The organism is Clostridium fessum, from assembly GCF_003024715.1.
GTDB classification, from domain to species: Bacteria; Bacillota; Clostridia; order Lachnospirales; family Lachnospiraceae; genus Otoolea; species Otoolea fessa.
Genome location: NZ_PYLO01000003.1, coordinates 404,832 through 424,735, shown reverse-complemented (window position 1 = coordinate 424,735; position 19,904 = coordinate 404,832). Strand labels below are relative to the sequence as shown.

Below are 19,904 nucleotides of genomic sequence, written 5' to 3'. Positions count from 1 at the left end.
TTCTCCAGTGATAAAGACCATTTGTATCATGTGCTTGGCAGAATCCGCCGTTTTCAGAGGGAACATTCCTCCAGACAGGTCCAAAGCCGATGGGATTATGCAAAAAGGCTGAATATGGAGCTGTCCCGCAAAATAGCTGCGGAGATCACGAAATATGCCGCAGAGTATCAGGCAGGTGTAATTGTGTTTGAGTATCTGGAAATGCAGGGAAAAATATCCGGAAAAAAGAAACAAAAGCTTCATTTATGGAGAAAGCGGGATATTCAGAAACTGTGTGAACATCAGGCACATCGGAACGGGATTCGTGTCTCAAGAGTCAGTGCCCGGAACACCAGCAGGCTGGCCTGTGACGGAAGCGGAGCGGTAGTAAGAAACCAGGAGAACCATAGCCTATGTACCTTCCGGACCGGAAAACAGTATAACTGCGACCTGTCAGCATCCTATAATATCGGAGCGAGATATTTTATACGGGAACTTTTAAAACCCTTGCCGGAAACGGAAAGGTCTTCACTGGAGGCAAAAGTACCTGCAGTGAAGCGTAGAACCTCCTGTGTTTATGCAGATTTGAGAAAGCTTTATGTAGAAGTAAACAATTTAAAAGCGGCATAAATGCAGGCAGATATACAGCGGACTACCTGTAATGTGGAAACCAGCCGTATCCGGCATGGGAAAAGTGCGTATCCGCACGAATTCTAAGTTACTGGCGTATCCGCCGATATTTAGTCTTGCCGTTTAAAACGGCTGAGAAGCATGTGACTTTAGCCATGTGAGGTTCACCCCCATGGACGAAAATGTTATAATTTTTATACTTTGGTTGCCGGAATCCTACGGCACAATAAATCGAAATGAGATGAATAAAATGCAAAAAAATCAAAATGATAAATCATACAAGAGAGTACAGCCAAGTGAAAAGCAGGAATCCCGGATTCCAGCGGAAGGCGTTCGTTTAAATCGCTTTTTGAGCGAGGCGGGCATCTGCTCCCGGCGGGAGGCGGATCGGCGGATCGCGGACGGGCGTGTGACGATCGATGGGCGCGTGGCAGAGGTCGGACAGAAGCTGATGCCGGGACAGCGCGTGGCGTGCGATGGCGTAGCGGTGTCCGGCAAGGATGCGCCGGTGCTTTTAGCGGTCAATAAGCCGCGGGGGATTGTCTGCACGACTTCTGATAAAGATCGGGCAGAAAATATCGTAGAATTTTTAGATTATCCGGTCCGGATTTACCCGATCGGGCGTCTGGACAAGGATTCAGAAGGGCTGCTTCTCATGACGAATGAGGGCGAGCTGGTCAACCGGATTCTAAGGGCTCGTTACGGACATGAAAAGGAATATCTGGTAACGGTGGATAAACCCATTGATAGTGAGTTTGTCTGGAAGATGAGCGCAGGAGTGAAGATTTTAGATACGGTTACCCGTCCTTGTGAGGTGGAAAAGACCGGGAAGACGAGTTTCCGGATCATCCTGACCCAGGGACTCAACCGCCAGATCCGCCGGATGTGCGAGGCGCTGGGGTACCAGGTGCAGACGTTAAAACGCGTCCGGATGCTGAACATTACGCTGGATGGGCTGAAAACAGGCGAGTACCGGGAAGTGACAGCGGCAGAGAGACAGAAATTAGAAGATATTTTGAACGGAAAGAAGAATGACTGAGACAATGTTGTCTGGCAGTCAGTGCAGGTTCACATATGAGGTTGCATAGAAATGCTTGAAAACGCATTCAGAGGTAGTTGGAGAGAGCGATGGGAAAGGTGGAGTCAGATAGATGGCAGAGGACAAGACAAAACGGATACGGGAGCTGATTGGGACGCTGCGGGCAGCAGGGCGCGCCTATTATCAGGAGAGCCGGGAGATCATGAGCAACTTTGAGTATGATAAGCTTTATGATGAACTGGTTTCATTGGAGAAAGAGACGGGAATTGTGTTTGCGAACAGCCCGACGCAGAATGTAGGATATGAGGTAGTCAGCGCGCTTCCGAAGGAGCGCCATGAGAAGCCGATGCTTTCGTTAAATAAGACGAAGAGCGTGGAAGAGCTGGCAGACTGGCTCGGCGGGCAGACCGGGCTTTTATCCTGGAAGATGGACGGTCTGACGATCGTCCTGACCTATCAGAATGGAACACTTGTCAAGGCGGTTACGCGTGGAAATGGTGAGATTGGCGAGGTTATCACGGCAAATGCAAAGGCGTTTGTCAATGTGCCGTTAAATATTTCCTACCAGGGTGAGCTTATCCTGCGCGGTGAGGCGATCATCCGGTATTCGGATTTTGAGAAGATCAATGAGCAGATCGAGGATGTCGATGCGAAATATAAGAATCCGCGAAACTTATGCAGCGGTTCGGTGCGTCAGTTAAACAGCGAAATCACAGCGCAGAGACAGGTCCATTTTTATGCGTTCAGCCTTGTAAAGGCGGATGGCATTGATTTCAAAAATTCGCGGAAAGAGCAGTTTGAGTGGCTGAAAACACAGGGGTTTGAGGTCGTAGAGTACCATGAGGTGACAAAAGAGACGCTGCCGGAGACGGTCAAAATGTATTCTGAGGCGATTGCGGAAAATGATACGCCGTCGGATGGACTGGTGCTTTTGTATGATGATATTGCCTACGGCCAGTCGCTGGGGCGGACGGCAAAATTTCCGCGCGATTCGATCGCATTCAAGTGGGCGGATGAGATTCAGGAGACGAAGCTTCTCTATATTGAATGGAGCGCGTCGAGAACGGGGCTGATTAACCCGGTGGCAGTATTTGAACCGGTTGAGCTGGAGGGAACGACGGTCAGCCGCGCCAGTGTCCACAACATCAGCATCATGGAGGCGCTGGAGCTGGGGGCAGGCGACCGGATTACGGTTTATAAGGCAAATATGATCATTCCGCAGATCGCGGATAACCTGACGCGCAGCGGCGTCCGGGATATTCCGGAGGCATGTCCGGTGTGCGGCGGTCAGACGGAGGTGCGCCAGCTCAACGATGTAAAATCACTCTACTGCACGAACCCGGACTGCCAGGCGAAGAAGATCAAGAGTTTTACTCTTTTTACAAGCCGCGATGCGTTAAATATTGCGGGACTTTCAGAGGCGACGCTGGAGAAATTTATCGGTGTCGGCATGATTCATGAGTATGCGGACATTTTCCATCTGGACCGCCATCAGGAAGAGATCGTTGAGATGGACGGATTCGGGCAGAAATCGTATGACAATCTGATTGCGGCGGCTGAGAAAGCGTCCCACACGACCCTGCCGAGAATGGTGTACGGTCTGGGCGTTGCAGGCATCGGTCTGGCAAATGCCAAGATGATTTGCCGTCATTTTAAAAATGATTTTGAGGCGATGCGCCATGCCACCGTGGAAGAGCTGGTCGAGATTGATGGAATCGGGGAAGTTCTGGCGCAGGCGTGGACGGCATTCTTTTCGGATGGAAAGAATAATGCGATCGTCGATCATCTGCTGGCGGAGCTGACCTTTGAGGCAGGAGACGAAGAAAGCAGTGAGGGTGCAGATGAGGCATTCGCCGGGATGAATTTCGTCATTACCGGTTCGCTGGAACAATTCAAAAACCGGAAAGAACTGCAGGAGCTGATTGAGCGCCGCGGCGGCAAAGTGACCGGAAGCGTGACGTCCAAGACGAATTATCTGATCAATAATGATGTGGCGTCGTCGTCCTCGAAGAATAAGAAGGCGCGGGAATTGGGGGTGCCGATTCTTTCGGAGGAGGAGTTTTTGAAGCTATAAGAGAGGTGAAAAAGCCGGACGCCAGACAGTGTTTAGCTGGCTTTTTTTTGCAGCTTGTGTTATGATTAGGAATGCTGATATAGTTTTTATTGTAAGTAGAAATGAATCATATCGGTATATAATAGAATCCTAAAATTCAAACGAATTTTATATAAAAAGGGGATATATAACCATGCCAATTAAAATACAAAAGGATCTTCCTGCTAAGGCAATTTTGGAATCGGAGAATATATTTGTGATGGATGAGGATCGGGCGATGAGCCAGGATATTCGTCCGCTTGAGATTTTGATTCTGAATCTGATGCCGATCAAGGAGGATACGGAGACGCAGCTTCTGCGGGCACTTTCGAATACGCCGCTGCAGGTGGACTGTTCATTCCTGATGCTGGAAACGCACGTTTCGAAAAATACATCGCAGACGCATTTGAATAAGTTTTATGTGACGTTTGACGAGATCCGCCGCAAGCGCTTTGATGGTATGATTATTACCGGTGCGCCGGTGGAGAATATGGAGTTTGAGGAGATCAACTACTGGGACGAGCTGACGAAGATCATGGAGTGGAGCAAGACGCATGTGACTTCGACACTTCATATCTGCTGGGGGATGCAGGCGGGACTCTATTATCATTATGGAATCCAGAAACATCAGAGAAAGACGAAGCTTTCCGGCATTTACAGACATCGTCTTTTGAACCGGAAGATCCCGCTGGTCCGTAGTCTCGATGATTATTTTTACTGCCCGCATTCCCGTTACACGGAAGACCGGGAAGAGGATATTCTGAAACATCCGGAATTGCAGATTCTGGCGAAATCGGATGAGGCTGGCGTATTTCTGGTGATGAACCAGGATGGAAGCCAGATTTTCGTTCAGGGGCATCCAGAGTATGATCGCATGACGTTAAACAACGAGTACCACCGCGATCTGAAAAAAGGCTTAAATCCGCAGGTACCGTGCAACTATTACCCGGACAACGATCCATTTTCCATGCCGGTGCTGAAATGGAGAAATATGTCCAACACGCTGTACACGAACTGGCTGAATTACTATGTATACCAGATGACGCCGTACGTGCTGAAGGAGGACGAGCAGGAGTAGGAACAGAAATCTGCTATTTATGAGAGTATAAGATATAGAAATAGAGATTTCGATAAAATTGATCGGGGAAAATATCTTCTTCGAACTGGATGGTGGGAGCCGCCGTCGGAGTGGTGCTGCTGGCAGCTGGAATGTTTTTGATTTGGAAGAACCGCAAATAAGGCTGCAGATTAATAAAACGGTAAAAAGATAGATATAATACAGATATGAAAAAATACAGGCAGGGCTGTCGGAATTTTGCACAGTGTGGTTGAAACCATGTGTGGGAAAGATTCTGACAGCCCTGTTTATGCGGATTTTTGTTTTTATTAATTCCAGAAATCGGTTTCTTCTTTCAACTCAATATCAGCTGCTTTAAAGACCGGATTCTTCCCAGCCTGTTTCTGTGCCCGGTAGTCTTCCAGGCAGCGGAGCGCCGGCTTGGCAATCAGGAAGATAATTGGTACGTTGATGACTGCCATCAGTCCCATCAGAACATCGGCGGTATCCCACACGATGCCGAGACTTGCCACAGAACCGATGAGGACAATCACGATAGCGATCACTCTCTGGGTAATCCGGATGCCCTTGACTGGAGTTTTGCCGCAGAGATAAGCCATGCCGGTTTCAGCAAAATAGTAGTTTCCGAGTAGCGTGGTAAAGGCAAATAAAATCAGGGCAACTGTGATAAATACAACACCTGCGGTGCCGAATACGTTATTCATAGCTACCTGCACATATGCCATGCCAGCCATGTCTGCACTCGGTGCAACGCCGGAGCAGAGCAGTAAAAATGCGGTTGCAGAGCAGATGACAATAGTATCGATAAATACGGATAATACCTGAACAAGACCCTGTTTGACCGGGTGGCTGACACCCGCGGAACCGGCTGCGGTAGCGGAAGCACCGACACCTGCCTCATTGGAGAACAAGCCTCTCTTGATGCCGAGCATCACAACGGATCCCATGAAGCCGCCGAAGATAGCCTGAATATCAAAAGCCCCTTCAAAAATGCTTGCGAACATACCCGGAATCATGTTTCCGTGGAGAATAATCATCAGCAGGGCAGCTGCAATGTAAAGTCCGCCCATTACCGGAACAAGAATTCCTGTGATTTTAGCGATCTGTTTGCCGCCGCCGCTGATGCAGATGCCGAAGATAACAGCCTGGATGATACCGATGAGAATCGGAGTCAGGCTTGGATTGTAGAAACTGTATACTTTAAAAGAATCTGCCACATTGAAGGATGCAACGAGGTTAAATCCAACCATGTAAGTCAAAATCATGAAAATAGCATAGAGAACACCCAGCCATCTTTTTTTCAGAACGGCTTCAATATAGTAGGAAGGACCGCCGTAGCAACTTCCGTCCTCGGCACGGCGTTTGTAGATCTGTGCCAGCGTACTTTCTACAAATGCGGTTGCACTTCCGAGGATCGCGGTCATCCACATCCAGAAGATAGCGCCCGGACCGCCGAAACAGATGGCGGTAGAAATGCCGGCGATATTTCCGGTGCCGACGCGCGAAGCAGTGGAAACCATCAATGCCTGAAAGGCGGAAATAGACTCATCTTCCTTGTCGGATGGCTCCAGGATAACCCGGATAGATTCAAGTAAGTAACGAAGCTGTACCCCTTTGGTGCGGATGGTAAAATATATGCCGCCGCCTACCAGCAGGATGATTAACACGTAGCTGTAAAGATAGTTGCTTGCTGTGCCGATTATCTTTGCGTATAAATCTGCCATTTTAAAATACCCCTCTCATACAATTTACATATTGTTTTTGCTATAAAGTGTGCCGCTGCGGATCAAACATATGGAGATGCAGTTCATGTGACATATATTCAAGCACGCATTCTCCAGCGACGCTGTTCCCCTTTTTATCTAACGCCGGTCCGAAGATGCCGATTCCCATCTCGCCGTCTACCACTGATAAGATACCGCCGCCGACGCCGCTTTTGGATGGGATGCCGACCCGGACGGCAAATTCGCCGGAACCATCGTACATACCGCAGGTAAACATGAGTGTTTTGACGATTTTAACCGCCTGGCTGCTTAAAAGCCGTTTCCCCGTGTCTGGATGAATGCCATCGTTGGCGAGAATCAGTCCCAGTCCGGCGAGGCTTTCTGCCGTCACGCTGAGAGAGCACATTTTGACATAAAAATGCAGGCTGTTTTCCACATCTTTATTCTTTTCGATGTACCCCTTGCTCTCCAGCAGATAGGCGATTGCCCGGTTGCGGGAAATATGAGACATTTCCGAGTGATAAACCTTTTTGTCGAGGTTGATGTCCGGATCCATGCAGAGAGCCCGGATGGTATCAAGCATGGTATCGAAACTGATTTCGGAAGCAAGGCAGCTTGCCACTACGATAGCGCCTGCATTGATCATCGGGTTGTAGGGGGAACTGTCCGTATTTTCCAGTTTCATCAGCGAGTTAAATGGATCGCCGGTCGGCTCCATGCCTACTTTTTTAAATACCTGGTCGAAGCCGCAGATTTCCAGCGCGACTGCAAGGGTGATGATTTTGGAGATACTCTGAATACTGAATCGGACTTTCGTATCCCCGACGGAAATCCGTTTGCCGTTCCGGCAAAAAACACTGACTCCGAGCTGACTGCCATCTACCTTTCCAAGTTCTGGTATGTAGGTGGCAACTGCACCCTCATGGGTATGTGTTTTTCCCAGTGCAACGGCCTGTTCAAGTACATCTCTCATACTTAAACGCCTCCTGTTTTTTATTCGGTGTTGCTTTCTGATAGTATGGTAGCATGGGGAAGACAGTATGTATAATGCGTGTCAGCTTTAAGGGATATGACAAAAAGGTATAACGGGATATATATGTCAGATATGAATAAATATTTATGATGAACGGGGAAGAGGTGCTGAAAAGGATCAAAAAAAAACTGCCGGGACGGCTGTGAATGTCCGGCAGCTTTGATGGTGTTTTTTTAGAGAAGTTTTTTCTTTAAGTCATAAATAAATTCTTGTACGATCGCTGTCATTGGCGTGTCTTTCCGCATTGCATATCCAAATTCCAGCATAAAACCACAGTTTGGAATCGGAATAGAAGTGGAGTGGTAGGAGGCTTCTTGTTTGGCGAAATCGTGGATGCCGATGCTGTAGCAGTCACTGATCGAGATCATGTACATCAGGGTGGCGCGGCTGGAAAGATAGGTGATTTTCGAGCGCATTTTTTCTGCATCCTGATCCCCTTCGGAGAGAAGCTGGTAAATATAATCATCGCATTGTCCAAGATACCAAAGAAAGCCGTACTCTGCCAGTGTGTGCAGGTTGACCGGTTTCTGTTGCAGCAGAAGCGGATGTTTGCGGGAAATGATAATGTGTGGTTCGATGTTGGCAAGAAAATGGTATTCCAGCCCTTTTGATTCGAGCAAGGCCTCCATTTCACGCCGTTTGCGGCTGTCAAAATGAAACACGCCTACATCGACACGCCCGGATACCACATCCTCGATGACTTCGTCTGAATTGCCTTCATACAGTCGATGGGAGAAGGATGGCTGATCGCGGTGACGCAGGACTATTTCACTGAAACTTTCCATGATATGAGAAAAACGTGTCATGGAGACAGCCAGCGGATCAGAAATTTTGATTTGTTCCTTCTTTTTCTGAAACCAGAGCTGTTCCATTTCGTCAATGATTTTTTCGGAATGTGTCAGAAATTCCATTCCTTCAGGCGTTAATGTTACGCCTGAGCGGCTGCGGTTAAAGAGCCTGGCGCCGAGATTTTCTTCCAGATCGTGCATGATTTTCCCAAGATACGGCTGGGAAATATAGAGCGCCTGGGCGGCTTTATTGATGGATCCGAGGCGCGCTACCTTGATAAAATATTCTAAATGCCGAAAATTGATATCGTATTTCAAAAAAGTTCCCCCTTTGTAAATCCCCCTGAATGTAATAAGTATAAAATAAAAAAATATAAATTGCCAGAAAATACCTAAACATATTGCATTTAAGGGATATAGCAAAATAGCATATAATTTATTGTTTGACTGTACCTGTATGTAAGAGAAGCAGTCCTCCTATATACAGCAGGCAAAGGATACCGGACTGGATGAGGACAGGCGGAAACAGGTGAGGCAGGTAAGACGCGTTTGGAATAACTTCTAACATCCCAATCGAAACCAGCAGGCAGAATGCCGGTTTTACAATGCCCTGGCTGACTGGTAGGCGGATCGGGACTTCGCAGGCGAGGGCGTGGATGTGGAGAAAGGCGAGCACCAGTTCGCTGATGAGAAGCGCCGCCAGATAGGCGAAAATCCCCCATCGCGGGATGGCGAAAAGGACGAGCGACAGGGTGAGAAGCATGGAAACCGTATGGTGGATGAAGACGGTTCCCGTTTTCCCAAGCCCGTTTAAAATACTTCCCATGGTAGTGGAGAGGTAGAGAAACGGGCAGAGCCAGGATAAAATCTGGATGAAACGTCCGGCATCGGCGTTGTGGTAAAAGGTTTCGCCCAGTGCTGGACCGAAGCGGGTGAAGAGCCCGACGCAGAGAATTCCCATGTACAGGCTGTAGCGGAGTGCCATGGAGATGGTGCGTTCGATTTTGTCCGGCTGATTCTGCGCCTGCGCCTCCGAGACTGCCGGGAGCAGGACGACGGCGAGGGAGTTGGTAATGGCGGATGGAAAGAGGACAAAGGGGAGTGCCATGCCTGTGAGAACTCCGTAAATACTGACCGATTCAACCCGCGAGAGCCCGGAGAGGAGAAGCTGGTTCGGTACAAAGATGGCTTCGAGACTCTGGAGAAAGCTGAGCGTGAGGCGATTCGCCATGAGGGGGAGTGCCATGGTGAGGAGGGGGAGGAGCAGGGGGGGAGTGTGGGCGGATTTTTTTTGTGAGGGAGGCGTGGTGCTGGAAGTGTCAGGGGTATAAGGGGGCGTAGAACGGGATGAGTATTGAAAATGGGTGGTATTTTTTCGTGTTTGACGAGAATAGCTGGAAATATGCGTGTCTGTATTTTGCAGTGTGGCAGCAGGCTTCGAGCATCCATAAACCAGCAGACAGAACACCGCCGATGCCGCTTCCCCGATCAACAGCCCCCAGACAGCCAGCAGCACCGTGATCGGAATCCTGTTCGTGCGGCAGACATGGACGATCAGCAGGACGGAGAAAATGCGGATGCACTGCTCGACCACCTGTGAAAACGCCGGGACTGCCGTTTTTTTGAGCCCGTAATAATACCCGCAGCAGCAGGCATGGATCGCGCAGAAGGGGATCGAGAGGGCGAGTGCGGGCAGAAGCGGCGCACATTCGGGCGCAAGAAGGACGCGCGCGGCGAGAAAATCGGCGAAGGTGTAGATCAAAGAGGTCAGCGGCAGGGCGATCGATAGTGAGAGTGCGAGGCTGACCCGCAAAAAGGCGCGTCCCTTTTCCGGGGAGGCGGCGGTCAGGCGGGAGAGCGAAGTCTGGATTGGACCGGCGCAGAGAGCAAATGCGATGCCATGTATGGGAAAAATCATCTGATATAAACCCAGACCTTCGGCGCCGATCGTCCGGGAGAGAAAGATGCGGTAGAAAAAGCCGAGAATCCGGCAGAAAAATCCGACTGCCGTCAGGAGCAAGGTTCCGGTAATCAAAGGATGAAATCTTCGCATGGCAGATCTCCGGGGAGGGTATGTCAGAAAAGTATATGAGGAGGAAGATGAAAGTAGAAGAAAACCAAGATGTTTATAAAACACTGGGGACACATTTTTTGGGAAACTGAAAGAAGACCCGAGTTGGCAGAAGGGCAGAAATAGCTTAAATTAAAGGATACAAAAATAAACTGTATTTAATACATAAATTAACAGATGGACATTGAGTTAGAACAGGAATATACTAAAAACATCAAAAAATAAAAAATTACTGCGAAAAATAACTGGTTGGTAGGGAAAAGAGTGTGAAGCTATGTTAGAAGGAATTGTATTACTTGCATTTATCGCGGCGCTGGCAGGCTGCGTATTTACCGGCGCGTCCGTGCTTTGGGCGCTGGCGGGCGGCTATCTGATCTTCTGTGTGTACGGTTTGATTCGGAAGCACAGCTTTGCGGAACTCGGAAAAATGTCGCTTTCCGGCGTTAAAACCGTCCGCAATATCCTGATGATTTTCGGACTTATTGGCTTTATCACAGCGCTGTGGCGGGCGTCCGGCACGATCGCCGTGATCGTGTGCTGGTCGTCGAAGCTGGTGTCGCCGTCGGCATTTCTGGTGATCGCGTTCCTTCTTAACTGTATGGTGTCGATCCTGACCGGAACCTCCTTTGGAACCGGTGCGACGATGGGTGTTATCTGTATGGCGATGGGACGTGCGATGGAGCTTGACCCGTTCTGGATCGGCGGCGCGATTCTTTCTGGCATCTATTTTGGCGACCGCTGTTCACCGGTATCGTCCAGCGCGAATCTTGTCTGTGTGCTGACGAAGACGGATATTTATGAAAATATCCGCGAAATGATAAAGACATCGCTGGTGCCATTTGTGGCTACATGTATTCTCTATTATATAGTGGGACGTTCCATGAGTGCCGGAAACGGACGGATGGATGTGGAAGGGCTGTTTTCCAATCGTTTTGTACTTCATTGGAGTGCGGTAATCCCGGCGGCTATTATCCTGGTGCTGTCTGTGTTCCGGGTGGAGGTCAAGAAAACGATGCTGATCAGCATTGTGTTGGCGGCGTTTCTGAGCGTGGCGCTGCAGGGGCGGACAATCGGAGAAATTTTACAGATGTGTCTGACCGGTTATCAGGCAAGCGATCCGGCGCTCAATGCTATGATGAACGGCGGCGGCCTGAAATCAATGATTAAGGTGGCTGCGATTGTGAGCCTGTCCTCCTGTTATGCAGGAATTTTCGAGGGAACTGGGCTCTTGAAGCCGATTCAGGGGAAAATAGAGGCGTTGAGCCGGAAAATTACTCCGTTTGGTGCGACCTTTGCGGTGGCGGCAGTTGCTTCCATGATCGCTTGTAACCAGACGCTTTCGATCATGCTGACCCATCAGCTCTGCAAGGAAGGAAATCCAGATAATAAACGATTTGCAATCGATCTGGAAAATACGGCGGTTGTGCTGGCACCGCTGGTTCCGTGGTCGATCGCCGGAGCCGTTCCTCTGGCAGCCGTCGGTGCTCCGATTGCGAGTGTGGTGGTGGCGTCGTATCTGTACATACTGCCGATCTGGAGTTTTTTGGTTCGTCTCATAAGAAGGTCGTAGGAAAAGGAGGAAGAGCCATATGAATTTACTCGAACTTTGCAACCTACAGGGTTCCTTATTCCTGATGATACTGGCGGGTGCGGTACTGAAACGGCGCGGGATCATCAGCAAGGAAGGCGAAAAATGTCTGACGGATCTCTGCGTGAATATCGTGATTCCCTGCAATATTGTGAAATCGTGCCTGATTTCATTTGATGCTTCGATTTTTAAAACGTGCGGGTTGCTGTTGGCGGTTGGATTTGTCTTGCAGCTTGTCTGTGTGGCCCTCAACAAAGTGCTGTTTAAGGAATATTCAGAGCAGCACCGGAAGGTGCTTCAATACTGTACGATCGTTTCCAACGGCGGATTCCTCGGAAATCCGGTTGCGGAAGGCGTATATGGAAGTATGGGACTTCTCTACGCATCCATTTTTCTGATTCCGATGCGCGTTGTCATGTGGTCGGCGGGTACATCCTATTTTGTTGGAGGCGGTTCTGACCGGAAAAAGGTATTGAAAAATGTCCTGACGCACCCGTGTCTGGTCGGTGTCTACATCGGTATGTTCCTGATGGCAACACAGCTGCAGCTTCCGGGCGTGCTGAAATCGACGGTTACCTACATTGGAAACTGTAACTCGGCGCTGACGATGTTTATTATCGGTACGATTCTGACCGATGTGAAACTGCGTGAGATTATTAATCCGACGGCCCTCAAATTCAGTGTGCTCCGTCTGTTCCTTCTTCCGCTTCTGGCATATGGAATCAGCCTGGCGGCCGGATTGGATTCGGTGGCAGCAGGTGTGGCAGTCATCATGACGGGAATGCCAGCCGGTGCAACTGCAGCGATCTTTGCGGCGCGCTATGACAGCGATGCACCGTTTGCAGCGAAAACGGTAGTGCTCACGACGCTGATTTCGATGATTACGATTCCGGCGTGGTGTCTGTTTATAGGATAAAAAGAATAGGTAAGAAGCAACAATAATAGAAAGAATACTAGAAAAATTGAGAAAATAATGTAAATATGGTAAATGAATATAAAAAGACCTGAAAGGTGCGGTAAATGGCTGCTCTTCAGGTCTTTTATATTTTAAAATGAATCAAAGGTTAAGCAAACAGAGGTTGAAAGAATTAGTTTATGATTCTTATTCATTCGTTTCACTCTTTCGTGAAATCCGCGCTTCTTCCAGATAATTATACAGTGTATACTTGGAAATCTGCATCGCGTCGCACAGGAGCAGGCTGGTTTTTGTGATCTTGAAGACGCCTTTCTGGTCAAGATAGTCGAGTGCACGAATTTTTTCTTCCTTGTTCATCAGCATCATCGGTTTTCCGATCATGGACTCTGCCTGATAAATATAGTGCTGTAAAATATCATCGACATTCTTTTTGAGAATAAAGTCGCGGTCAGACATGGCTGCCTGATTTGCGCCATTCGTGCCGTCCGTGCTGCCAGTTCCGGAAAAGGTGCCATCAGAAGCCATTCCGGATGGTGTGCAGCCAGACATGCCGTCGATCTGTGCGCCCACAGCTGCCGATACGCCGATGGTGCCTGGGCGTCCGATCAGATTTTGCAGGGCGCTCTGTGCCAGATAGAGATCGCGAACATCCATATTTAAGCAGACAGATCCGATAATTTTGTGATGTTCGTCCTCGATGAGCGTTGTGCAGGACTTAAAAAGCCGGTCTTTCTGGCTGGTATCGAGGGAAATGATCGAATGCTTGAGCGGCTCGATATCATTGCCGAGCTGTGTGATCATGCCGCCGCGCGGGGAACCGCCGACGTCGCGCCCGCTTAGCTGTGAGTTGAATGCGTAGACGATCGTGTGATCGTAGCCTTTGCGGTAATCGTGGACGATGATCTCACAGTTATCTCCGAGAAACTTTTGAAGTCCTTCGAGAAAACGGATGAGAAACTGAAAGTCCATGTAGTTGGAAATTTCCATGAATACCTCCTTTGGGGTGCTCTGTGCCCCGAGTGTGTATCGCAAAATTTTGCGTCTTAAAATAATTCGGAAAATGAAATGCACAGGGATTGTCTTTCTTTTGTCAAAGTTCCTGAAAAAAATTTTATCGCGTTCATTTTGCTGCGTCAATCCTGTTTCTATAGAAAAAAGTTAGTAGATAGGGAACATAAATAAGAGAATGTTCTCCTTTTTTGTTTAAAAATCAAAAATTCAGGTACAAGATAACGGGAAATGAGAGCAAACCTGTTTCTTTCATCATACTCTCAGACAAACTGTTTGTCAATTAACAAACCAAACTGTAAGTTTTTCTTGACAATTTGTCAGTGCATCCCTATAATTGAGAAAAAATCAAACAGACAGTTAGTCAAACAAAAAATAAGTTTGGAAAAATACAAACTGAAAGTGAGGGAGCAGGATGGACAGGGACAGTTATGTATATAAGACACCGGCTTCAAAGCTGGTACAGGTGGCAGCGATTGCGGCGGAATACAAGGGCAGACCGGATATGCTGATGACAGTGATCATCCGGGCGCAGAAGGTTGTGTCGGCATTTTCTAAGGAGGTGGCGTCAGTCATCGCCAGGGAGATGGATATTCCGATGAACAAGGTGTACAGTTTCATCACCTTTTATGCGATGCTGTCGGTAAAACCGAGGGGGCGCTACATCGTCCGAATGTGCAAGAGCGCGCCGTGCCACGTACATGGGGCGCAGGCAGTCGTTCAGGCGCTGGAGGATCAGCTCGGCATCAGCATCGGGGAGACGACCGAGGACGGAAGGTTCACCCTGGAATACTGTCCCTGCCTGGGACTGTGTGAAATATCCCCGGCGATCATGATCAATGAGCACGTGTACGGCAACCTGACGCCGGAATCGGTGCGGGATATTATCAAACAATATATACGGGAGGATGTGGAATAGTATGGAGGAAATGCACGTATTGCTGAAAAACCGCGGCAAGATTAATCCGAGAAGTTCACAGGAGTATGCGGACCGCGGCGGATTTGAAGCGCTGAAAAAAGCACTTTCGATGGATAGTGAAGCGATTATCGATGTGATCCGCGCCTCCGGACTTCGTGGACGCGGCGGTGCGGGATTCCCGACCTACCGCAAGATGGAGTTTACCGCCCATGCATCTGACCCGACGAGATACATCGTCTGTAACGCCGATGAGGGAGAGCCGGGAACGAATAAAGACCGGATTCTTCTCTCGACCGACCCGTGTGCGGTCTTCGAGGGCATGGCGATTGCTGGAAAAGCAGTCGGCGCCCATACCGGATATATCTATCTGAGAGCCGAGTATACATATTTGTTCCCGGTATTAAAAGATGCGCTGGAGGATGCGGAAAAACGCGGATTTTTAGGAAAAAATATGATGGAGAGCGGTTTTGACTTTGAAATCAAGTTCCGCTCCGGTGCGGGTGCTTACGTCTGCGGCGAGGAGACGGCATTGTTTGAGTCCATTGAGGGAAAACGAGGCGAGCCACGTTTCCGTCCGCCGTTTCCAAGCATTCACGGACTCTTTGGAAAACCGACCATGTTAAATAACGTAGAGACGCTGGCGAATATTGCACCGATCCTCTTAAACGGAGCGGAGTGGTACCGCAGCATCGGCACGGCAAACAGCCCTGGCACGAAACTTTTTACGGTCTGTGGAAATGTGGTCCGCAGGGGCGTATTTGAATTTCCGATGGGCGTGAACCTCAAAGATATCATTTATGAGGTGTGCGGCGGTATCGCGGATGGAAAAGGGCTTCTGGGCGTGCAGACCGGTGGTACCTCCGGTGCGATCATCAATGCAGATCAGATCGATATGACACTGGATATTGATACAGTTTCGGCATCCGGCGGACGTCTTGGCTGCGGTACGATTCTGGTCATCGACGACAGCAACTGTATTGTAGATATTGTGCGAAACAATTTGGACTTCTTCCGCGGCGAGTCATGCGGAAAATGTACACCGTGCCGCGAGGGCGGCCAGCAGCTGTACAATCTGGTTACCCGCATCAGCCGGGGGCTGGCGACTCTGCCGGATCTGGAAAAAATCGATGAGCTGACGGAGACGATGCGTCTGACCGCACTTTGTGGTCTGGGACATTCGACCGCAGTTCCGGTGCAGACGAGTATCCAGAACTTCCGAAAGGAATATCTGGCGCACATTGATCGGGATTACTGCCCGGTCTGTACACAGGCAGCTGTGGCGGAAGGCATTTATGAAGCAGAAGAAGATTATAGAAACGATGGAAACAGCCGGATAGGAAGACAGCATGCAGCAGTCGGTGAACGTGATGTCATATATGATTCGTATGACGCGTATGCAAGACACCGCAGCCGGGGAACATCCTATGCGGGACAGTTTAAACGGAGAGGGGGAAGAGAAGCATGATGGTACATCTGACAATCGACGGACAGCCGGTAGAGGTGGAGGAAGGAACGACGATCCTCCAGGCGGCGAAGAAAGCCTGTATCCACATTCCGACTCTCTGCTATCATGAGGATTTGAGCATCAAGGCGGTCTGCCGTATCTGTGTGGTTGAGGTAGAAGGACAGAGACTTCTACCGACCGCGTGCAGTACACCTGTTTCGGAGGGAATGGTCGTGCAGACGGCATCCCCGAAGGTACTGAAAGCGAGAAGAAATATTCTGGAACTGATTTTTGCGAGACATCCGCAGGAATGCCTCGTATGTCCGAAGGACGGAAAATGCGATCTGCAGAAGGTAGCGCAGGATGTCGGAATGCACCTCGATATCCGCTATGACAAGCAGCTCCGCCATCAGAAGGAGGACTGGAGTTCTCCGGCCATCATGCGGAATCCGCAGAAATGTATTCTGTGCGGGCGTTGTATGGAGGTCTGCAATGAGATTCAGGGAATCAACGTCCTTTCGAAGGAAAACCGTGGATTCCATACGCTGATCGCCCCGGCCTATGGGGAAAAACTGGCTGATACCAATTGTATTAACTGCGGCCAGTGCGTGCAGGTGTGTCCGACCGGAGCATTGACGGTGCATTATCATACCTACGGGTTATATCGCCAGAAAGAATTAGGCAAAAAACTGATTATCCAGGTGGCTCCGTCCGTCCGCATTACGCTGGCGGAGGCACTGGGTGAGCAGCCGGGTGTTGTCAGCACGGGACGTCTGGTGTCGGCACTTAAGCGCCTGGGCTTTTACAAGGTATTTGATTCTGATTTTTCCGCGGATCTGACGATCCTGGAGGAGGGAACGGAACTGTTAAACCGCCTGCAGAATGGCGGAACTCTGCCGATGATCACCTCCTGCTGTCCGGCGTGGGTTAAATATTGTGAGACTTACGCGCCGGAGTACACGAAGCATTTATCGACGGCAAAATCCCCGCAGCAGATGTTCGGTGCGCTGATCAAGACCTGGTTTGCGAAGCGCGAGGGCATCGATCCGGGTGAGATCTGCAGTGTTTCCGTTATGCCGTGTACGGCAAAGAAATTTGAGTGTACCCGTCCGGAAATGAGGGACAGCGGCTATCAGGATGTGGATATTTCCATCACGGTACAGGAACTGGCAGCGCTGATCCGTGCCGGTGGAATCGATTTTTCTGAGCTTCCGGATACGCCGTTTGACGATCCATTTGGCGAAGGAAGCGGCGCGGGACTTATTTTCGGTGCGACTGGCGGCGTCATGGAGGCGGCACTCCGCACCGTTTATGCGGTGGTAACCGGCAAAGAGATGGAACATCTAGACTATACACCGGTCCGCGGTTTCGAGGGAATCAAGGAATCGCAGGTTGATTTGAACGGCAGAGTGATCAAGGTAGCCGTGGCACACGGCATCAAGAATGCCAAGATTCTGCTGGAAAAGGTAAAGAACGGAACCGCCGATTATCAGTTTATCGAGATCATGGCGTGTCCGGGCGGCTGCATCGGCGGCGGTGGAAATCCGCCTAAGACATGGTCGATCATGGAGAAGCGGAAGAAAGCCATCTATGAGGCAGAGGCAGAGCTTCCGGTCAGACAGTCGCACAAGAACCCGGCGATCCAGAAAATTTATGAGACGTATCTGGGAGAACCGTGTGGGGAGCTGTCACATAAGCTGCTGCATACAGAGTACTGCAACCGGCAGGATCTGTTGCAATAGATTATGTTATTGATCTTCCCAAGTCTCAATCCGCGCCTTACGGTTCAAAATCCCTTTCTCCCATATCATTAAATGCATCTTAAATTCAATCGAATCCTGCGCTGTCGTAAAGGGTTCTTCACGCAGCAGTTCGGAGCGGATGCCGCGCTTTTCAAGCTCTTTCTGTCTTTTTTTGGCAAAAAGTTCGAGAGCCAGGTGACGGGTCTGCTGGGCTTTTCCGAAGGTGCGGGACGGGTAGGCGGAAGAGGCTTTTTGAAGCTTCCGGGTCAGGAGATCGACTGTCTTGGCATGGGCGTTCCGGTGCAGGAGGCGGGCAATCTGACGGGCGCGGCGCTTGGTGGGGTGCTGCTCATAGTCTTTCAGGCGATGTAGCAGTTTTGGATCACTGGCTTCGACGGCGATGGATTGGAAGACGCGCGAAGCGTCTTCGGAGAGATGCCAGGGATTTTCACGGATGACGCGGTATTTTTCCGGGACCGCCGGGTAGCAGCAGACGTTCAGTGGGGGAAATTCCGCGAGGGAGGCAAGCTCCCGCTCGTTTGCGTTGCAGGAGTTTTCCCCCAGATAGTCGAGTTTGTCGCGCAGGATGGCGATGCGGTATTCGAGCTGGCGGAGGTATTCGTAGCCTTTCATCCAGAAGTGCCCGAGCTGACTGTAGTCATAGTAGTGATTTTCGAGAGTCAGATCTTCGAAAAAGAGTGTGACAACCGAGTCTCCCTGATGGACGATCAGGGCATAGCGTTCGTTTTCATCCTGGGTTAAGAGGGCATCGAGTTCGCCCTCGTATGCCGGATCGTAGGTACCGGTCAGGCGGGCGTTGTGGAAGAGAAGGAAACTTTCGACTGCATCATTCATCAGGTAAACTAGGCGGATCGTGTCGGGAGCAGAAGTGCCGGTTTCCGGGAGAATAAGTTCGAACTGGTTTTCGGATAATAGTAATTCTAACATGGAAAAGGGATCCATTTTATAAAACTCCTTAATGTATAAAAATCAAAATGTTTTCCGACACAGGCAGAAAAACGGAGCCAGTGACTATCGTATTCTCAATACAGGAAAACATAGAACAATCATGGTAATTATAAGAGAAATAAGAAGAGGATGCAAGAGAAGAGTAATGCTGCTGCCGGATTGTACAAAATTTTCAGCTCAGAAAAATTTTTCCAGTGAATCGTAACATTTTCTATGTTTCACAAAAAAAGATAGTAAAACCGCGCGATTCGTGTTAATATAAGAAAGCATAAGAATAATCGCGGTGTTTTTGCAGCGGCGGTGAAAACCGCAAAGCTGCGTAAGAGACTGCAAGTATGAATAGAAAGGAAAATTTATCATGGAAATCACAAAAGCAACCACGATGGGCGAGATGCTTCAGTATGATATGGGTATTGCATATGTTCTGATGGAGGCAGGCATGCACTGTGTTGGCTGTCCGTCTTCGATCGGTGAGTCTCTGGAGGAGGCCTGCATGGTACATGGTCTGAACGCAGACGAGGTTATGGCAAACATCCAGGAGTACCTGAACGCAAAGAAAGAGTCTGAGCAGGCTGAATAATCGGAACTTAGATGTTCGATAAAATTTCGGATAAAAAGACGCTGTGTACGAAGTAATGAGGCTTCAGCATAGCGTCTTTTTCGTTGTTTTATAGGAAAGAACGCCTCATAAAGCAAGAGTGAAAAATGCTCGGATTGTTGTTTAGAGACTGAAAATTGTGTAAAAATAGTATACATTACAGAATTGACGTGATAAAAAGAACCCGTTATAATTGCGATAAAAATATTTTTACTTTTTTTCCGGGAGAGAGACTAAAACATATAACCGGATAAAAGCGGGTAGCTGATAGAGTACATAGAGATAC

At 49.2% G+C, this 19,904-nt stretch carries 16 protein-coding genes; 10 read left to right on the top strand and 6 right to left on the bottom strand.

Annotation, left to right across the window (positions count from 1 at the left end):
* From C7U56_RS11275 to metA, 4 genes are all read left to right on the top strand, one after another.
* Positions 1 to 609: IS200/IS605 family accessory protein TnpB-related protein (locus tag C7U56_RS11275; protein WP_233430254.1), on the top strand; the 609-nt coding region annotated here is incomplete at its 5' end.
* Between the two features lie 250 nt (positions 610 to 859).
* Entirely contained in the window at positions 860 to 1,648 is a 789-nt protein-coding gene (locus C7U56_RS11270; protein ID WP_107001285.1) for a pseudouridine synthase, read from the top strand.
* 112 nt (positions 1,649 to 1,760) lie between these two features.
* The gene (gene ligA, locus C7U56_RS11265) at positions 1,761 to 3,722 is read left to right on the top strand and encodes an NAD-dependent DNA ligase LigA (RefSeq protein WP_107001284.1); all 1,962 of its coding nucleotides are present in this window, start codon (positions 1,761 to 1,763) and stop codon (positions 3,720 to 3,722) included.
* Positions 3,723 to 3,894: 172 nt separating this feature from the next.
* Positions 3,895 to 4,818 (top strand): homoserine O-acetyltransferase MetA, encoded by a 924-nt coding sequence (metA, locus tag C7U56_RS11260; RefSeq protein ID WP_107001283.1) that lies wholly within the window; start codon positions 3,895 to 3,897, stop codon positions 4,816 to 4,818.
* 308 nt (positions 4,819 to 5,126) lie between these two features.
* On the opposite strand, the gene C7U56_RS11250 is transcribed toward metA, so the two are convergent.
* The 4 genes from C7U56_RS11250 to C7U56_RS11235 form a co-directional block, all read right to left on the bottom strand.
* Positions 5,127 to 6,542 carry an alanine/glycine:cation symporter family protein gene (locus C7U56_RS11250; protein ID WP_107001282.1) on the bottom strand — a complete coding sequence of 472 codons (1,416 nt, stop codon included), beginning with the start codon at positions 6,540 to 6,542 and terminating at the stop codon, positions 5,127 to 5,129.
* Positions 6,543 to 6,582: 40 nt separating this feature from the next.
* Positions 6,583 to 7,515, bottom strand: coding sequence for a glutaminase A (gene glsA / locus C7U56_RS11245; RefSeq protein ID WP_107001281.1), 933 nt, complete (start codon positions 7,513 to 7,515; stop codon positions 6,583 to 6,585).
* Positions 7,516 to 7,748: 233 nt separating this feature from the next.
* Complete coding sequence (locus C7U56_RS11240) at positions 7,749 to 8,681, bottom strand: LysR family transcriptional regulator (protein WP_107001280.1); 933 nt, start codon at positions 8,679 to 8,681, stop codon at positions 7,749 to 7,751.
* 118 nt (positions 8,682 to 8,799) lie between these two features.
* A complete protein-coding gene (locus tag C7U56_RS11235) occupies positions 8,800 to 10,416 on the bottom strand; it encodes a polysaccharide biosynthesis protein (RefSeq protein WP_107001279.1) in 1,617 nt (538 codons plus the stop codon).
* Between the two features lie 292 nt (positions 10,417 to 10,708).
* Here C7U56_RS11235 and C7U56_RS11230 point away from each other — a divergent pair, with 292 nt between their 5' ends.
* Positions 10,709 to 12,004, top strand: coding sequence for a Na+/H+ antiporter NhaC family protein (locus C7U56_RS11230; RefSeq protein WP_107001278.1), 1,296 nt, complete (start codon positions 10,709 to 10,711; stop codon positions 12,002 to 12,004).
* Between the two features lie 19 nt (positions 12,005 to 12,023).
* Complete coding sequence (locus C7U56_RS11225; protein ID WP_107001277.1) at positions 12,024 to 12,938, top strand: AEC family transporter; 915 nt, start codon at positions 12,024 to 12,026, stop codon at positions 12,936 to 12,938.
* Positions 12,939 to 13,124: 186 nt separating this feature from the next.
* Here the strand turns inward: C7U56_RS11225 and C7U56_RS11220 are convergent, their stop codons facing one another.
* Complete coding sequence (locus tag C7U56_RS11220; RefSeq protein WP_107001276.1) at positions 13,125 to 13,925, bottom strand: helix-turn-helix transcriptional regulator; 801 nt, start codon at positions 13,923 to 13,925, stop codon at positions 13,125 to 13,127.
* Positions 13,926 to 14,361: 436 nt separating this feature from the next.
* On the opposite strand from C7U56_RS11220, the gene C7U56_RS11215 reads away from it, so the two are divergent.
* Genes C7U56_RS11215 through C7U56_RS11205 form a run of 3 tightly spaced genes read left to right on the top strand, consistent with a single transcriptional unit; the run spans position 14,362 to position 18,051 of the window.
* Positions 14,362 to 14,865, top strand: coding sequence for an NADH-quinone oxidoreductase subunit NuoE family protein (locus tag C7U56_RS11215; RefSeq protein WP_107001275.1), 504 nt, complete (start codon positions 14,362 to 14,364; stop codon positions 14,863 to 14,865).
* Position 14,866: 1 nt separating this feature from the next.
* On the top strand, positions 14,867 to 16,330 hold the full coding sequence (gene nuoF / locus C7U56_RS11210) for an NADH-quinone oxidoreductase subunit NuoF (protein WP_181357230.1): 1,464 nt from the start codon (positions 14,867 to 14,869) through the stop codon (positions 16,328 to 16,330).
* Positions 16,327 to 18,051, top strand: a complete 1,725-nt coding sequence (locus tag C7U56_RS11205) for an NADH-dependent [FeFe] hydrogenase, group A6 (RefSeq protein ID WP_329751004.1) — start codon at positions 16,327 to 16,329, stop codon at positions 18,049 to 18,051. Before nuoF ends, C7U56_RS11205 begins: the two co-directional genes overlap by 4 nt.
* A 6-nt stretch (positions 18,052 to 18,057) precedes the next feature.
* Here the strand turns inward: C7U56_RS11205 and C7U56_RS11200 are convergent, their stop codons facing one another.
* Positions 18,058 to 19,014 carry a DUF3878 family protein gene (locus tag C7U56_RS11200; protein ID WP_107001273.1) on the bottom strand — a complete coding sequence of 319 codons (957 nt, stop codon included), beginning with the start codon at positions 19,012 to 19,014 and terminating at the stop codon, positions 18,058 to 18,060.
* 364 nt (positions 19,015 to 19,378) lie between these two features.
* Between C7U56_RS11200 and C7U56_RS11195 the strand changes: the two genes are divergently transcribed.
* Complete coding sequence (locus tag C7U56_RS11195) at positions 19,379 to 19,600, top strand: DUF1858 domain-containing protein (RefSeq protein WP_107001272.1); 222 nt, start codon at positions 19,379 to 19,381, stop codon at positions 19,598 to 19,600.
* The last annotated feature ends 304 nt before the right edge of the window (positions 19,601 to 19,904 follow it).

What these genes read in the sequence shown, in the direction of transcription:
- nuoF (WP_181357230.1), top strand. Translation starts at nt 14,867, where the DNA reads ATGGAGGAAATGCACGTATTGCTGAAAAACCGCGGCAAGATTAATCCG.
- C7U56_RS11225 (WP_107001277.1), top strand. Translation starts at nt 12,024, where the DNA reads ATGAATTTACTCGAACTTTGCAACCTACAGGGTTCCTTATTCCTGATG.
- C7U56_RS11195 (WP_107001272.1), top strand. Translation starts at nt 19,379, where the DNA reads ATGGAAATCACAAAAGCAACCACGATGGGCGAGATGCTTCAGTATGAT.
- C7U56_RS11220 (WP_107001276.1), bottom strand. Translation starts at nt 13,925, where the DNA reads ATGGAAATTTCCAACTACATGGACTTTCAGTTTCTCATCCGTTTTCTC.
- C7U56_RS11205 (WP_329751004.1), top strand. Translation starts at nt 16,327, where the DNA reads ATGATGGTACATCTGACAATCGACGGACAGCCGGTAGAGGTGGAGGAA.
- metA (WP_107001283.1), top strand. Translation starts at nt 3,895, where the DNA reads ATGCCAATTAAAATACAAAAGGATCTTCCTGCTAAGGCAATTTTGGAA.
- C7U56_RS11230 (WP_107001278.1), top strand. Translation starts at nt 10,709, where the DNA reads ATGTTAGAAGGAATTGTATTACTTGCATTTATCGCGGCGCTGGCAGGC.
- C7U56_RS11270 (WP_107001285.1), top strand. Translation starts at nt 860, where the DNA reads ATGCAAAAAAATCAAAATGATAAATCATACAAGAGAGTACAGCCAAGT.
- C7U56_RS11215 (WP_107001275.1), top strand. Translation starts at nt 14,362, where the DNA reads ATGGACAGGGACAGTTATGTATATAAGACACCGGCTTCAAAGCTGGTA.
- C7U56_RS11200 (WP_107001273.1), bottom strand. Translation starts at nt 19,014, where the DNA reads ATGGATCCCTTTTCCATGTTAGAATTACTATTATCCGAAAACCAGTTC.
- glsA (WP_107001281.1), bottom strand. Translation starts at nt 7,515, where the DNA reads ATGAGAGATGTACTTGAACAGGCCGTTGCACTGGGAAAAACACATACC.
- C7U56_RS11250 (WP_107001282.1), bottom strand. Translation starts at nt 6,542, where the DNA reads ATGGCAGATTTATACGCAAAGATAATCGGCACAGCAAGCAACTATCTT.
- C7U56_RS11235 (WP_107001279.1), bottom strand. Translation starts at nt 10,416, where the DNA reads ATGCGAAGATTTCATCCTTTGATTACCGGAACCTTGCTCCTGACGGCA.
- ligA (WP_107001284.1), top strand. Translation starts at nt 1,761, where the DNA reads ATGGCAGAGGACAAGACAAAACGGATACGGGAGCTGATTGGGACGCTG.